The organism is Paenibacillus sp. LX16 (genome assembly GCF_036252815.1).
In the GTDB taxonomy this organism is placed as follows: domain Bacteria; phylum Bacillota; class Bacilli; order Paenibacillales; family Paenibacillaceae; genus Paenibacillus; species Paenibacillus polymyxa_B.
Genome location: NZ_CP141152.1, coordinates 3,772,297 through 3,787,735, shown reverse-complemented (window position 1 = coordinate 3,787,735; position 15,439 = coordinate 3,772,297). Strand labels below are relative to the sequence as shown.

The window sequence follows — 15,439 nt, the reverse complement described above, 5'->3', positions numbered from 1 at the left end:
ATAAATTGGCTTCTAAAAAATTTGTAGAAAAAAGAGGGAAAGCATGGAGTATGTTGAATATGTACAGAGTGTGTTTAAAGAACGAAATTCATTTTGGAGTCAGGAGGTGCCACAGACTTGAGCAACAATGACATCATTGTTAGTTTGGACATCGGTACATCCAAAGTTCGGGCTATTATTGGGGAAATGAACAATGGAACCTTTAATATTATTGGAGTTGGATCTGCCGACTCGGAAGGGATTCGCAAAGGTGCAATTGTAGACATTGATCAAACCGTGCAATCAATCCGTAACGCCGTGGATCACGCAGAACGCATGGTTGGTATTCAAATAACAGAAGTGTATGTGGGGATTTCAGGCAATCATATTGGCCTGCAAAATAGTCATGGCGTAGTAGCCGTGTCCAACGAGGACCGTGAAATCGGCGAGGAGGACATTGAGCGTGTACTGAAGGCAGCTGAAGTTATTGCCGTACCACCGGAGAGAGAAATTATTGACGTGGTAGCCAAGCAGTATGTCGTGGATGGCCTTGAAGGCATTCAGGACCCTCGCGGTATGATTGGAGTTCGTCTCGAAGTAGAGGCTACGATTGTTACTGGAGGCAAGACCCCGATACATAATCTGTTGCGCTGCGTTGAGAAAGCCGGCTTGAGGATTAAAGATCTGGTCTTGCTACCTCTTGGAGCCGGACAATTGTCTCTTTCGAAGGATGAAAAGGTAATGGGTTCAGTGCTGGTGGATATTGGTGCAGGATCTACGAATGTTGCCATTTTCCAGGAAGGAACGATTGTTGCCACATCTACACTTCCGATTGGTGGAGAATTTGTAACCAATGATATTGCCTACGGACTGAGAACCCTTACCGATCAAGCCGAAAAAGTAAAGCTTAAATACGGCTGCGCATGGTATGATGATGCGGCAGCCGATGTCGTCTTTAAAGTGACGCGTATCGGCAGTAATGTGGATAAGGAGTTCAACCAGCAGGATTTGGCTGCTATTATTGAGCCGAGAGTGCAGGAAATTTTTCAACTCATTCAGGCGGAAGTTAAGCGCTTGGGTTACACAGAGCTTCCGGGAGGTTATATACTTACCGGAGGCACCGTCTCCATGCCTGGTGTACTTCAGGTGGCACAAAGCGAACTGGCCGCTTCCGTAAGGATCGCCGTACCTGATTTTATCGGTGTAAGGGATCCGGGCTACACGAGCGGAGTTGGAATCTTGCATAATGCTATTCGTTACTATCGCGGAAGATCGACTAGCGTTAGCAACAGTGGCGGAAGTACCAAGAAGCCGACTAACCGAACCAAAAGTAGTAGTCCCGCTGCGGAAGGCGAGCAAAAGCAGGGGTTGATTGAACGCTTAAAAAATATGTTCAGTGAATTTATATAACGTTCATTGCTAATTATGCCAATCATGGACGGGCCATCCATGCACATTGAGGGGGAGATGGAATAGTATGTTGGAATTTGATTTTGAAATGGAGAGCTTGGCTCAAATTAAAGTGATCGGCGTCGGAGGCGGCGGCAGCAATGCGGTTAACCGAATGATCGAAAATGGTGTTCAGGGTGTGGAGTTCATTACAGTCAATACAGATGCCCAGGCACTTCATTTAGCAAAGTCTGAGCATAAGCTTCAAATTGGGGATAAGCTGACCCGCGGACTGGGTGCCGGCGCTAACCCCGATGTGGGTAAAAAAGCTGCTGAAGAGTCGCGTGAGCTCATCATGAATACGCTCAAAGGTGCGGATATGGTATTCGTAACGGCGGGAATGGGTGGCGGTACTGGAACCGGAGCGGCTCCTGTCATTGCTGAAATTGCCAAGGAATGCGGCGCGCTGACTGTAGGCGTGGTAACCCGACCATTCACGTTTGAAGGGCGTAAGCGTTCCAATCAAGCTGAACTCGGTATTGAGGGATTAAAAGAAAAAGTAGACACTTTGATTGTAATCCCGAATGACCGTTTGCTTGAAATTGTGGACAAGAAAACCCCAATGTTGGAAGCATTCCGTGAAGCAGACAATGTTCTGCGTCAGGCGGTACAAGGTATTTCAGATTTGATCGCTGTACCGGGTCTAATCAACCTCGACTTTGCTGACGTTAAGACGATCATGACGGAGCGTGGTTCCGCTTTGATGGGGATTGGTGAAGCAACTGGTGAAAATCGTGCGGCTGAAGCAGCACGCAAGGCGATCATGAGCCCGTTGTTGGAGACATCCATTGAAGGTGCACGTGGTGTGATTATGAACATCACTGGCGGCAACAATTTGTCTCTGTATGAGGTTAATGAGGCGGCTGAAATTGTAACATCGGCTTCCGATCCGGAAGTAAACATGATTTTCGGTGCTATCATTGACGAAGAGTTGAAAGAAGAGATCAAGGTTACCGTTATTGCCACTGGCTTTGAAGGTAAGCCAAGTCAACCGGCACCGGGACGTAAACCGGCAGCCAACCCGGCTACTTCCGAATCGGCGGAAAAAGGCTCTCCTAACTTGCGTCCATTTGGTAACACTCAAAGCAGTGACCAATTAGACATTCCTACATTCTTACGTAACCGTTCGCGCAATAATAATAACGATAACTAGTTTCAATTCGGATTGCCCGCATTCTCCCTGGAGATGCGGGCTTCTTTCTGTTTTCCGTATTCTGCAGTTCAGGCGCTTCTCCTCTTTCCGACAAAATTAGTCGGTCACCGTCCCCACCGTTAGACAGACTTTGAACAGCATGACTACTATACTTAATCCTATCCTGCAAACGCTGGGCGGGTGAAGCCTTGGTTGTTTATATCGACTTGATTTTTTTGGCCAATTTGTTCATTGATGCTGTGCTGATGATGGTCACCGCCTGGATGAGAAAAATCCGTCCAGTGTGGTGGAGGTTGATGACTTCAGCTGGAATCGGCGCAATGTATGTGGTCATGATGTTTGTGCCGGAACTGTCTTTTTTATTTACGTTCCTGATCAAACTGGCATTATCGGTCATAATGCTGCTGGTGGCTTTTGGATTTGGCAGCATGCAAAAGTATCTTCGTACAATGGGTGCTTTTTACATGATCAATTTTGTAGCTGCAGGTGGCATTTTGGGGATGCATTATTTTCTCCAAAATACGGGGGAATTGTTTAACGGCATCTGGTACACCGCTTCGGGTGGAATGTCTTTTGAACTGAAAATCGCATTCTGGTTTATTTTATGCGCATTTGGCGGAGTGATGCTTTTCTTTCGTATTGTGCAGTCCTCAAAGCAGCGCACAGAAAGGATGAGTGGGTTTCTGGGACAAGTGCAGGTATGGATTGGGCAGGATCATATTGAGTGTACAGGCTTGTTGGATACAGGTAATCAGCTCTATGATCCTTTGACCCGAACCCCGGTGATGGTCATGGAGGCGGCCTTGTGGGAATCGCATTTGCCCGCCTCCTGGCTCCGAAAATGTTCTGAGGGTAATGCTGACCAACTGGTGATGGAACTGGGGGACGAATCGTTTAGCTGGCAGGATCGTGTTCGCCTCGTCCCCTATCGTGGAATTAACCGCAGTCATTCCTTTATGCTCGCCCTTAAACCAGACCGGGTAGAGGTGGTGATGAATGGGGTTCATTTTGTACATCATCGAGTGTTGATTGGCTTGGATGGGGGAACATTGTCGGCAGAGGGTAAGTATCGCGCCATCATTCACCCGGATGTGACGGCACAAGGAGAGGGCAGTGCTGATACCAGACAGGAACGAGATGCACTTTTTGGTGAGCATTTTACAGAATCAGGATGATGTAGCATAGACACAAAATGATGTTTGAAGGCAACGAGAAACATCCAATGGTGAAATGGACGGAGCACAGCTGGAATTGCACTATTTTCAAAAGGGGGAGAATGATATGCGGGAACAGATGAAATTGAAGATGAAAATTAGGCTAGCGTTGCAGTTGCAATATTATCGTATTTTATTTTTATTTGGGCTGAAAAGTGAAGAAATTTATTATATTGGCGGCAGCGAGGCGCTCCCCCCACCGCTGACGAGAGACGAAGAAGAATATTTGCTGGGAAAACTTTCTTCTGGAGATGCGGCAGTACGGTCGATGCTAATCGAAAGAAATTTGCGGTTAGTCGTATATATTGCCCGCAAATTTGAGAATACGGGCATCAACATTGAGGATCTCGTATCTATCGGTGCTATTGGACTAATCAAAGCGGTTAACACTTTTGATCCGGAGAAGAAAATCAAACTTGCCACATATGCGTCTCGATGCATTGAGAATGAGATTTTGATGTATTTGCGTCGCAATAGTAAAACGAGATCGGAAGTTTCTTTTGATGAGCCTCTGAATATTGACTGGGATGGTAACGAGTTGTTGCTTTCTGATGTGATGGGCACGGAAAATGATACCATTTACCGTAATATTGAGGAGCAGGTGGACCGTAAATTATTGCATAAGGCACTGGATAAATTGACGGATCGAGAGCGTTTGATTATGGAGCTGCGCTTCGGCTTACAAGACGGAGAGGAGAAGACACAGAAGGATGTTGCTGACCTGTTGGGTATCTCGCAATCGTATATTTCGCGTCTGGAAAAGCGAATTATAAAGCGCTTACGGAAAGAATTTAATAAAATGGTATAATGCATGGGTATATCCGGAAGCGATGGAAACGGCGAATAAAAAAATGCCCTCAGGAGATAATGTACATTAATGTTGCTCCTTGGGAGGTAAGACACGATGACCCGAAACAAAGTGGAAATTTGCGGTGTGGATACCGCCAAACTGCCGGTATTAACCAATGCAGAAATGCGCGAGTTGTTCACATCACTTCAGCAAAATAATGAACGATCAGCCAGAGAAAAATTGGTCAACGGCAATCTCCGACTCGTTCTGAGTGTGATTCAACGATTTAACAATCGGGGAGAGTTTGTGGACGATTTGTTTCAGGTAGGATGTATCGGCCTAATGAAGGCGATTGATAATTTTGACCTTTCGCAAAACGTAAAGTTCTCCACTTATGCGGTGCCGATGATTATCGGAGAGATTCGCCGTTATTTGCGGGATAATAATCCGATCCGTGTGTCTCGTTCGTTACGGGATATTGCATATAAGGCGCTTCAGGTGCGGGACAGTCTGACGAATCTGAACTCGCGAGAACCCACGATTTTTGAAATTTCAGAGGCACTGAATGTGCCTAAAGAAGACGTTGTGTTCGCGTTGGATGCGATTCAGGATCCGGTTTCGCTGTTCGAGCCGATATATCACGACGGGGGCGACCCAATCTATGTGATGGATCAGATCAGTGATGACAGAAATAAAGACGTCTCATGGATTGAGGAAATCGCTCTGCGGGAAGCGATGCATCGCCTGGGCCAGCGTGAAAAGATGATATTGTCTATGCGTTTTTATGAAGGAAAGACGCAAATGGAGGTTGCCGACGAAATCGGTATCTCTCAAGCCCAGGTTTCAAGATTAGAGAAGTCGGCTATACAGCAAATGCAAAAACATGTAAAGTCCTAATGAAATGAATGCTTGAATGTTCCAGCGATAAAAACGATCCTACTCGGATCGTTTTTGCGTTTACAGGACATTTTTTGGACTCTTCCGCTCATATAGTGAAATAAAGGATGTGATGCGTGTGAGTGCACCGGAAACGTCAGTAAGAGCAATGAAAATTTCCGAGTTTCAAACCAAGGATGTCATTAACATTGTAGATGGTCGACGTCTGGGACAAATCAGTGATTTGGAGATTGACGTGCGGCAGGGGAAAATTGAAGCCATTGTGGTTCCAGGTAGCAGTCGTTTTATGGGCTGGTTTGGAGGCGGTAGCGAGTTGGTTATTCCATGGCGCAACATTGTGAAAATTGGTTCGGATGTTGTGCTTGTACGTCTGGAAGGATTGCATGAGCCGCCGGGTGAAGGGGAGGGAAAGTTGTATATCGAACGTCAGGAGCCGAGTGACCGACGGAGCTTCTGAACTTGCAGATCTACGTATTTTAGTGTGTTGTGAAGACACGACGGCGGCTTTTTGGTACACTGGGCAGTAGAGGTGAGAATGAATGGAACCATTTGTAGTGAATACCGAGGCTACGGGGGCTACGCTAATGCAAGATGGCGGACGTCCCGTACCGGAGTTGTTATATATTCAATCTTGGGAGCGACAGGTTCAGGGATTAACAGCGGGGTTTACAGGTCGTCATGGCGGTGTCAGTGAGGTGCCCTACGCTAGTCTGAACTGTGCGTTTCATGTAGGGGATGACCCCGAGAAAGTCATTCGTAATCGTCGGCTCATTGCTGAGCAGCTTGGTTTTGCTGCTGAAGCATGGACGTGCGGTGAGCAGGTTCATGGTCATCATGTTGCTGTGGTCAAGGCTGCTGATCGAGGGCGGGGCTTTATGGATCGTGCATCCGCTTTTCAGGACACAGATGGACTTTTGACGAATGTACCTGGCATTTTGTTGACGTCCTTTTATGCAGACTGTGTACCATTATATTTTTGTGATCCAGTGCGCCGTGTGATTGGGTTGGCGCATGCAGGCTGGAAGGGAACCGTTGCGGAAATTGCATTGAAAATGGTACAGACCATGCAGAACGAATATGGATCTCAGTCGTCCGATCTGCTAGCAGCTATCGGTCCTTCCATTGGTTCTGAATCCTATGAGGTGGATGAGCACGTGATGAGCCAAATTCGGGTTTTGGAGCATGATTGCCCGGGTAATGATAAATGGGAAGGTTCTGTTTACTTCCCATTAGCCGATGGAAAAACACTACTTGACTTGAAACAATGCAATCGACACATTATGATGAAAGCAGGAATATTGCCGAGCCATATCGAATGTACTACCTTATGCACGAGCAGCCGTAGCGATTTGTTTTTTTCATATCGCAAGGAAGATGGCGTTACAGGAAGAATGGCGAGCTGGATTGGTCTGGAAGAGAGGTGAGTCCTCCCGTGTCTTTGGAGGAACGAATTAAAGAAGTGAATGCCCGTGTAGAAGCGGCATGTGCCCGTAGCGGACGTTCGCGTGATGAAGTTAATGTGATCGCTGTCACGAAATATGTTTCGACGGCGACAATGACATCTGTATTGGATAGCAACTTGGAGCATGTGGGCGAAAATCGCTGGCAGGATGCTGCGGATAAATGGAGCAAGTTGGGTGACCGGGGAACGTGGCATTTTATTGGTCATCTCCAAACGAATAAGGTTAAAGATGTGATTGGAAAATTTAAATTTATACATTCGCTTGACCGATTATCTCTCGCTCAGGAATTGGACAAGAAGGCAGCAGCTCTGGGGCTGCGAGTTAAAGCTTTTGTGCAAGTCAATATTTCTGGGGAAATGTCCAAATATGGCTTGTCCCCTGAGGCGGTTGTTCTCTTCTTGGAACAAATTCGCGAGCTGGAGCATGTGGACGTGATTGGCTTGATGACGATGGCTCCTCATGAGGAAGACCCGGAAAAAACTCGGCCTGTGTTTCGGGGATTACGGGAATTACGGGATAGGTTAAATGGACAAGCCTTGACTAGAGAACCCATCGTTCACTTGTCTATGGGGATGTCCAATGATTTTGAAGTGGCGGTTGAAGAAGGAGCGACCTGGCTGCGGCTTGGTTCCGTACTGGTCGGACGAGAGGAGGATTTCCATTGGGCGTAATGAATAAGTTCATGAACTTTCTGGGGCTTCAGGAAGAAGAGGAAGTTATAGAGCGAGAGGTTATGAATACGCCGGAAGATCAAGAAATTGAAACCCCAAGCTTTGATAAACGTAAGAACCAGAAGGGCACTAATATTGTCAGCATCCATTCACAGAAAAATGTGAAAGTTGTCCTGTATGAGCCGCGTTCTTATGATGAAGCACAGGAAATTGCCGACCATATCCGTTCCCATCGCACCGTCGTAGTCAATTTGCAACGAATTCGCAAGGATCAGGCGCTACGCATTATTGATTTTTTGAGTGGTACTGTGTATGCACTGGGTGGTGGTATTTCCAAGGTCGGGAACAATATTTTTCTGTGTACACCAGATACGGTTGAGATTCAAGGCTCTATTACGGAAATACTGGCTGACACTGAACAAGAACTTAACAGAATGAGGTGAACTTTTCTTGATCGAGGTAATTTACTGGCTATTTCAGATTTATTCGTACATGATCATTGCATATGTTCTGCTGTCATGGCTTCCTAATGCCAGAGAGAGTGTGATTGGTGATTTACTTGCCAAGTTTGTGGAGCCGTATTTGTCTCCTTTTCGCAGGTTTATACCGCCAATCTTCGGGATGATTGATATTTCTCCCATCGTTGCGCTGATCGCTCTGCGTTTTGCGTCATACGGTTTGATTTCTTTAATTGGTAATCTCGTCTAGGAGGAGTTATGCGAACTGAGATTTATGAGCATTTTCACCCGGATGAACGGGATTATGTGGATCGCGCTTCCGAATGGATCAGTCATGCGGGAGCTTATCATGAGCAGAAGCTGACTGATTTTTTGGACCCGCGCCAGCAGTACATATTGGAGACACTTGCTTCGAAGGAAGACAAGGTCACGATTAGGATTGATGGAGGATACATGGCTTCAGAACGAAAGCGGGCGCTTATTGCGCCCGATTATTCGTATTTGGACGGTGAGGAGATGGGGATTCAGGTCCTTTCCATCACATCTGACGATCATAAAATAGGTACCCTTGAGCACGGTGACTATCTAGGTGCCCTACTGGGGCTTGGAATCAAACGTGGGAAAATCGGGGACATTCATGTACTTGATGATGGGTGCCATGTATTGGTAGCTTCAGAGATCGGTGATTTTATGACAATGCATTTGCAGCAGGTACATCGTGTTCATGTATGGACAGAACTGTTGCCTGTAGCGAGTCTGCGAACGAAGGAAGTTGCATTAGAGGTGCTAGATCTGACGGTCGCTTCTTTGCGCCTGGACGGTATTGCCAGCGACGTGTACAAGCTAAGCCGCAGTAAAATATTAACACCGATTCGGGCGGGACGGTGCCGGGTAAATTGGAAGGTGGAGGAGAATCCATCCACTCCACTTAAAGCTGGGGACGTTATTTCCATGCAGGGTTTTGGGCGTTTCAAAGTGCTTGAAACAGACGGGATGACAAAAAAGGGAAGATTCCGTGTCAAAATTGGTAAGTTTGTATAGCTGTAGGCAGGAATCACGAGCTTTCTGTCGAAAGAATTAAGCTATAGCGAAGAACTGGAACGATTTTGCTCTGTACAGTATTCACAAAACGGGGTATGATGACCGATAGATGATAGTGAGCGTCGTGACGCGGAAAATGTATTTTTTGTCAATCTTATAGGAGGTGGACGGCATGCCATTAACGCCATTGGATATACATAACAAGGAATTTGCCCGCCGGCTTCGCGGTTATGATGAGGATCAGGTTAATGAATTTTTGGATCAGGTGATCAAAGATTACGAGGGCGTTATTCGTGAAAATAAAGAACTGAGCACTGAGTTGTTGAACGTCCAGGAGAAGCTCGATCATTTCGCGACGATTGAGGATACGTTGAGTAAGACTATTATCGTGGCGCAGGAAGCGGCTGATGAAGTTCGTAACAACGCCAAGAAAGAATCCCAACTGATCGTGAAGGAAGCGGAAAAAAATGCGGACCGTATTGTGAACGAAGCATTGTCCAAATCCCGCAAGATCGCGTTGGAGGTTGAAGAACTGAAGAAGCAGGCATCGATTTACCGAGCACGGTTTCGTACACTAGTGGAAGCACAGCTCGACTTGTTGAGCCAAGACGGCTGGGAAGCACTTGAAAACCGGGAACGCGAAGTACTGGAGCGCGAGCGTGAGATGAAAGAAATTTACTAATTTCATTTTTGACAAGCTTTTATCAGGTTTTGTTAGGGTTGACTTTTATCTTTAAACAGGCTATAACTGTAAATACTATACTGAATTCAATGATTATCCGTCTGTCGGCTGATGGTTGTTATTCAAGGCAACGATGTTGCTGATTTAATATTCGATGAATTTAACATGTTTAATTCGTTGATGGGAACGAGTACGTCATGATTTGTCCCTCAGAGAGTTGGCCTTTCGGTGCAAGCCAACGTTCAGAACATGACCGAAGATCCTCCCGGAGAAGTGAGCTGAAGCGCTTAAGATTTATGGCGTGTGTAAGCAATCACCGTTTGCCATGCGTTATAATGGCGCCCTGCTGAGTTGAGTGGGGCTCAGAGAGCCGTGATGAGACTGTATTTTTAAAATGGTCTGTTTTTACGGAATCAGGGTGGTAACGCGAGCACAGTCTCGTCCCTTTACAGGGATGGGGCTTTTTTTGTTGCTTTTTTTAGTAAATGCTAGGGAAATCAATGATGAGCAGAGAGGGAGTATGACAGTATGAACAGAGTGGATGTTAAAGAAAAAGCACGGTCCCGTGACCTGCGTATCCTGAGCAAATGGAAACAGGAGGACACATTCCGTAAATCTATCACAAATCGTGAAGGGAAGCCCAATTTTGTGTTTTATGAGGGTCCACCAACAGCTAACGGTAAACCGCATATCGGTCATATGCTGGGTCGTGTAATTAAGGATTTCGTCGGTCGCTATCAGACGATGAAGGGATACCGCGTCGTACGTAAGGCAGGCTGGGACACGCATGGCTTGCCGGTAGAATTGGGTGTACAAAAGCAGCTGGGAATCTCCCATAAACCTGAAATTGAAGAATATGGCGTTGAAAAGTTTATTAAAAAATGTAAGGCGAGCGTGTTTGAGTACGAGCAACAATGGCGTGATCTAACCGAAGCGATCGGATACTGGACAGACCTCGATAACCCGTACATTACATTGGATAATAACTATATCGAGAGCGTGTGGAACATTTTGGCGACAATTCATGAAAAAGATCTGCTGTATCGTGGTCATCGTGTGAGTCCGTATTGCCCGGATTGTCAGACGACGCTAAGTTCTCATGAAGTAGCGCAGGGCTACAAAGATGTGAAGGATCTGAGTGCCACGGCTAAATTCAAGTTGCATAGCAGTGGTGAATATGTACTGGCTTGGACCACAACACCTTGGACCTTGCCGAGTCACGTGGCGCTCGCCGTCAACCCTGAACTGGAATATGCACGTGTGAAGCAGGAAGACGGTGTATACATCGTTGCTAAAAATCTGGTTGAGGACGTAATTAAAGGCGATCATGAAGTGATTGGCACACTATCCGGTTCAGAACTGGTTGGCCAAACGTATACCCCGCCATTTACGTATTTTCAGGTTGAGAAGGGTAATCAGATTCTGGGTGCGAAGTTCGTAACAGACTCCAGCGGTACAGGTATCGTTCATATGGCTCCGGCGCATGGTGAGGATGATTACCGGGTATGTCGTGAAAATGGTGTTGAGTTCATCAACGTGGTGGATCTTCAAGGTAACTATGTAGAGGAAATCACTGATTTTGCAGGCCGTTTTGTAAAAGACTGTGATGTAGATATTGTTAAAATGCTGTCCGAAAAAGGCTTGCTGTACAGCAAGGAAAAATACGAGCATAGCTATCCGTTCTGCTGGCGCTGCGATACTCCATTATTGTACTATGCTATGGACAGCTGGTTTATCAAAACAACTGCGATCAAGGATCAATTGATTGCCAACAACAGCGAAGTCGAATGGTACCCGGGGCATATACGTGAAGGACGTTTTGGCAAGTTTTTGGAAGAATTGGTGGATTGGAACATCAGTCGCGATCGCTATTGGGGTACACCGCTAAACATCTGGGTTTGTGAGGAAACTGGAGAACAGTTCGCTCCACATAGTATTGCTGAATTGAGGGAACGTGCGATTGGCGATGTACCAGCAGACATCGAGCTGCACAAACCATATGTAGATGATATTAAGGTACGTAGCCAATGCGGTAAATACGAAATGACTCGTACACCGGAAGTAATCGACGTATGGTTCGATAGTGGCTCCATGCCGTTTGCACAGCATCATTATCCTTTTGAAAATAATGAAACGTTCGAGCAGCAATTTCCGGCAGATATGATCTGTGAAGGGATTGACCAGACTCGTGGCTGGTTCTATAGCTTGCTTGCGGTTTCGACTATGCTGACTGGCAAAGCTCCTTATAAAGCTGTCATGGCGACAGGCCATGTACTGGATGAGCAGGGGCAGAAAATGTCCAAATCCAAGGGTAATGTTATTGATCCGTGGGAAGTGATTGACGAGTACGGTACAGATGCTTTCCGCTGGGCATTACTGTCAGATAGTGCACCATGGAATAGCAAACGTTTTTCCAAAGGCATTGTAGGTGAGGCTAAATCGAAGCTGGTGGATACGCTTGTCAATACACACGCTTTTCTGACCTTGTATGCGGATATCGACGGATTTGATCCGGCACAGCATCCGTTCAAACCATCGGCTCATAAGTTGGATCGTTGGATTTTGTCCCGTCTGAACAGCCTGATTTTGGTAGTGGACAAAGCGCTGGCTGTAAATGACTTCCTGAACTCATCCAAAGCGATTGAGTCGTTTGTGGATGAGCTGAGCAACTGGTATATCCGTCGTTCACGCGACCGATTCTGGGGCAATGGTCTTACAGAAGATAAGCTGGATGCATACCGTACACTGACCGAAGTGCTGTTAACGACTGCCAAACTACTTGCGCCGTTTACACCACTGCTTGCAGAGGATATTTACCTCAACCTGAGCAACGGGGAAAGTGTTCATCTGGATGATTATCCGACTGCCAATGAGTCCTTGATCGATTTGGAACTGGAACGAGATATGGAAACGGCACGCCGTGTCGTCGAATTGGCGCGTAACGTCCGCAACGAAACGGGTTTGAAAACGCGTCAACCGTTGTCCGAGTTGATTCTGTCCATGGATCAGGATTTTGAACTGAGTGGCTATGAGGAAATCATCAAAGATGAGATTAACGTGAAGCATATTCATGTTGAGACGGACGATAGCGGCTTTGTAGATTTTACACTGAAACTGAATTTGAAAGTAGCAGGCAAGAAATACGGCAAAAATGTCGGTTTCCTACAAAACTTTTTCAAAGGAATGTCTGCTGAGGATACCCGTTCTGTTGTAGAAAAAGGAGTGTTAAACGTCGCTTCTCCAGAAGGTGAAGAGCTGCAAGTTACGGCCGAAGAACTGCTGGTGGAGAAAAAAGCGAAAGAAGGCTTCGCTTCTGCTTCCGGTTATGGCTTAACGGTAGCGTTGAACACAGACATTACGCCGGAGCTGGAGCAAGAGGGCTGGGTACGTGAAGTGGTTCGTGCGGTACAGGATTATCGTAAAAAACTGGATCTGCCGATTGAAAAATATGTGGCGTTGACGTTGGATGTAGATAACGAGCTGCGTCAGGCCATCGAAAGCTTTGACTCTGTGTTGCGTGAGAACGTATTGGTTACTACTGTGACATTTGGTCAAGCCGAACCGGCAGAACATGTGGAAGTGAACGGTAAAACCATCGGCGTTCATATTGGGGAATAATTACAAGCCCCCTGTCCCATAATACAATAACAGGCAGCATATAAAAACGAGCCTAAGCATCGGAAACGGGTTTTCTCCGTTACGTGCTTCGGCTCGTTTGCTGCGTTCAGGGCAGCCATGGGAAAAGGGGGATTGTGCATATGACGGCACGATCAAGACGTAGACAGGGAAGGAGTCTCCGAGGGGGCAACGGAGAAGGGGCTGCCATAGCCGCAGATAAAAGAAAAACAGGTAATCAGGCAGAGCAATTAAGTCGTGTTGAAAAGCTGATACGTGCTGTGTCAGAGCAGATGGAACGGACACGTATTGCAGATTATGCTTTACTGCTGAATAAGCCTTGGCGATTGCTCTGGCTAAATCTAATATCAGGCGTTTCCCGGGGAATCGGCATCGCGCTAGGTTTTACTTTTTTTGCCGCTACCATTATTTATGTGCTGCAAGTGCTCGGAGCGTTGAATTTGCCGATTATCGGTGATTATATCGCTGATATTGTACGGATCGTACAACGACAATTGGAGCTTACTACCTATTAGGAAGCGATTTCCACCTTGAAGTTCACGATTCGTCTTCGTGCGTATCCGGCTCCAGTAGACCTTCGCCCTCGCCATCTTCGATATAACGCTGATAAATGGAGCTGCGAATAACAGATACATTTTGTCCATAAATGTCAGTAGCAATAAAGCTTTCGTATGGCTCTACGAAGCCCATATTATCATCGTCTGCTTCAATTTCCATATCATCATAACTGTGGATTTCTCCACTTTCGGCCATAGCTGGTGTGTTTGAGGTACCCCAATTTTCGACGATCTGCCAGGCATCTTCACCGTCGAAGCCGTTTTGATCATCACGCTCATCCAGACTCGTTCTGCCGAACGAGGGAGCGAGAAATTCTTCCTCCACCGGGCGGCGGTTAGACACTTCTGTTTCGGGACTGTACTCTTTACAGTAAATGGTATAGGGAACAGCCAGCAGGCGCTCATAGGGAATGGGTTTACCGCTGGCGGCACAAATGCCATACGTCCCTTTTTCCATGGCCATCAGAGCTGATTCGATGCGTTCTAATTGGAATTCGTCGTGCTCCAGTAAGGAAATATCCTTGGCTCGCTCGTAGGTTTCGGTAGCCAGATCTCCTGGGTGGTTATCAATAGGAGAAAGCTCGCCGGTTTGGTCGCGTTGGGAATCGCCGAGTCCGTAATGGTCGTTGTCTTGCAAACGATGCTCAATTTCTTTTTTGCGTTCCAGCAGTTCGTTACGCAAGCCCTGCAATTGTTGCTCCGTCAATGGGGACATGGAATCCTCTCCTTGTTCTAGGTTTACATGCGCATGCGTTGTGTTGAGTATGCTCCATGTAGTTTGCACCGGGAAGACCTCTTTTACATAGGAAATTCTAATCAAATGCGAAGGAGTTCATTTTATGGATGATCTGAGCTTGATAGCTTGCGGGTTTCGTGGACGATCTGAGAACGCTTATGCTACAATAAATGGGTTCAACAACGGATATAAGCGGATCGGAGTGACGAAGGACAGTGATTTATTTTGGTATTGCGCTAATTATTTTTTTGATTGATCAGGGAGTCAAATATTTGGTGGCTACGCGGATGGAATTGTACGAGCAAATACCAGTCATCGGCGATTTCTTTTTAATCACATCCCATCGTAATCGTGGAGCCGCTTTTGGGATTTTGGAAGGTCAACGTTGGCTTTTTATCGTGATTACAATTGTAGTGGTGATCGGTATCGTCTGGTACCTGCGAAAAACAGTCAAGGCTGGACAAAAGCTACTTCCTGTTGCGCTAAGTTTGGTGCTTGGGGGAGCAGTCGGTAACTTTTTGGATCGAGCTATTTCAGGGGAAGTAGTTGATTTTGCACAATTTAATTTTGGAAGCTATACGTTCCCCATTTTTAATGTGGCAGATTCGGCGATTGTCATCGGTGTAGCACTGATTATTTTGGATACATTGCTGGAATCGCGTCGGGAAAAGGGAAATGGCAATGGCAATGATAGCATTGAAGGGAAGTCATAG

At 46.4% G+C, this 15,439-nt stretch carries 16 protein-coding genes and 1 other annotated feature; of the genes, 15 read left to right on the top strand and 1 reads right to left on the bottom strand.

All coding sequences use genetic code 11. From position 1 onward, the window contains the following. Positions 1-117: 117 nt before the first annotated feature. The 14 genes from ftsA (at position 118) to T3H97_RS16805 (ending at position 13,948) form a co-directional block, all read left to right on the top strand. Entirely contained in the window at positions 118-1,389 is a 1,272-nt protein-coding gene (gene ftsA, locus T3H97_RS16870; protein ID WP_013311085.1) for a cell division protein FtsA, read from the top strand. Positions 1,390-1,456: 67 nt separating this feature from the next. Further along, positions 1,457-2,581 carry a cell division protein FtsZ gene (ftsZ, locus tag T3H97_RS16865; protein ID WP_013311084.1) on the top strand — a complete coding sequence of 375 codons (1,125 nt, stop codon included), beginning with the start codon at positions 1,457-1,459 and terminating at the stop codon, positions 2,579-2,581. Positions 2,582-2,769: 188 nt separating this feature from the next. Further along, positions 2,770-3,756 (top strand): sigma-E processing peptidase SpoIIGA, encoded by a 987-nt coding sequence (gene spoIIGA / locus T3H97_RS16860; protein ID WP_328800335.1) that lies wholly within the window; start codon positions 2,770-2,772, stop codon positions 3,754-3,756. Between the two features lie 106 nt (positions 3,757-3,862). Beyond that, positions 3,863-4,603, top strand: coding sequence for an RNA polymerase sporulation sigma factor SigE (gene sigE / locus T3H97_RS16855; protein WP_250239524.1), 741 nt, complete (start codon positions 3,863-3,865; stop codon positions 4,601-4,603). 96 nt (positions 4,604-4,699) lie between these two features. Further along, on the top strand, positions 4,700-5,482 hold the full coding sequence (sigG, locus tag T3H97_RS16850; RefSeq protein ID WP_007431182.1) for an RNA polymerase sporulation sigma factor SigG: 783 nt from the start codon (positions 4,700-4,702) through the stop codon (positions 5,480-5,482). Positions 5,483-5,594: 112 nt separating this feature from the next. Then, entirely contained in the window at positions 5,595-5,939 is a 345-nt protein-coding gene (locus T3H97_RS16845; RefSeq protein WP_250239523.1) for a YlmC/YmxH family sporulation protein, read from the top strand. 82 nt (positions 5,940-6,021) lie between these two features. Further along, a complete protein-coding gene (pgeF, locus tag T3H97_RS16840; protein ID WP_328800334.1) occupies positions 6,022-6,906 on the top strand; it encodes a peptidoglycan editing factor PgeF in 885 nt (294 codons plus the stop codon). Between the two features lie 8 nt (positions 6,907-6,914). Beyond that, a complete protein-coding gene (locus T3H97_RS16835) occupies positions 6,915-7,616 on the top strand; it encodes a YggS family pyridoxal phosphate-dependent enzyme (protein WP_328800333.1) in 702 nt (233 codons plus the stop codon). Then, entirely contained in the window at positions 7,607-8,059 is a 453-nt protein-coding gene (locus T3H97_RS16830; RefSeq protein ID WP_250239518.1) for a cell division protein SepF, read from the top strand. Before T3H97_RS16835 ends, T3H97_RS16830 begins: the two co-directional genes overlap by 10 nt. 7 nt (positions 8,060-8,066) lie before the next feature. After that, entirely contained in the window at positions 8,067-8,324 is a 258-nt protein-coding gene (locus T3H97_RS16825; RefSeq protein ID WP_220025579.1) for a YggT family protein, read from the top strand. Positions 8,325-8,332: 8 nt separating this feature from the next. After that, positions 8,333-9,115, top strand: a complete 783-nt coding sequence (locus tag T3H97_RS16820; protein ID WP_220025578.1) for a YlmH family RNA-binding protein — start codon at positions 8,333-8,335, stop codon at positions 9,113-9,115. A gap of 172 nt (positions 9,116-9,287) precedes the next feature. Continuing rightward, a complete protein-coding gene (locus T3H97_RS16815; protein ID WP_023989434.1) occupies positions 9,288-9,797 on the top strand; it encodes a DivIVA domain-containing protein in 510 nt (169 codons plus the stop codon). A gap of 168 nt (positions 9,798-9,965) precedes the next feature. Continuing rightward, positions 9,966-10,246 (top strand) — a binding site (T-box leader). A 79-nt stretch (positions 10,247-10,325) separates the two neighbouring features. After that, complete coding sequence (gene ileS / locus T3H97_RS16810) at positions 10,326-13,415, top strand: isoleucine--tRNA ligase (RefSeq protein ID WP_103049650.1); 3,090 nt, start codon at positions 10,326-10,328, stop codon at positions 13,413-13,415. A 140-nt stretch (positions 13,416-13,555) separates the two neighbouring features. Beyond that, on the top strand, positions 13,556-13,948 hold the full coding sequence (locus tag T3H97_RS16805) for a DUF5665 domain-containing protein (protein WP_328800332.1): 393 nt from the start codon (positions 13,556-13,558) through the stop codon (positions 13,946-13,948). A 22-nt stretch (positions 13,949-13,970) separates the two neighbouring features. On the opposite strand, the gene T3H97_RS16800 is transcribed toward T3H97_RS16805, so the two are convergent. Next, positions 13,971-14,705, bottom strand: a complete 735-nt coding sequence (locus T3H97_RS16800; RefSeq protein WP_328800331.1) for a TraR/DksA C4-type zinc finger protein — start codon at positions 14,703-14,705, stop codon at positions 13,971-13,973. A gap of 236 nt (positions 14,706-14,941) precedes the next feature. Here T3H97_RS16800 and lspA point away from each other — a divergent pair, with 236 nt between their 5' ends. After that, complete coding sequence (gene lspA / locus T3H97_RS16795; RefSeq protein WP_103049652.1) at positions 14,942-15,439, top strand: signal peptidase II; 498 nt, start codon at positions 14,942-14,944, stop codon at positions 15,437-15,439.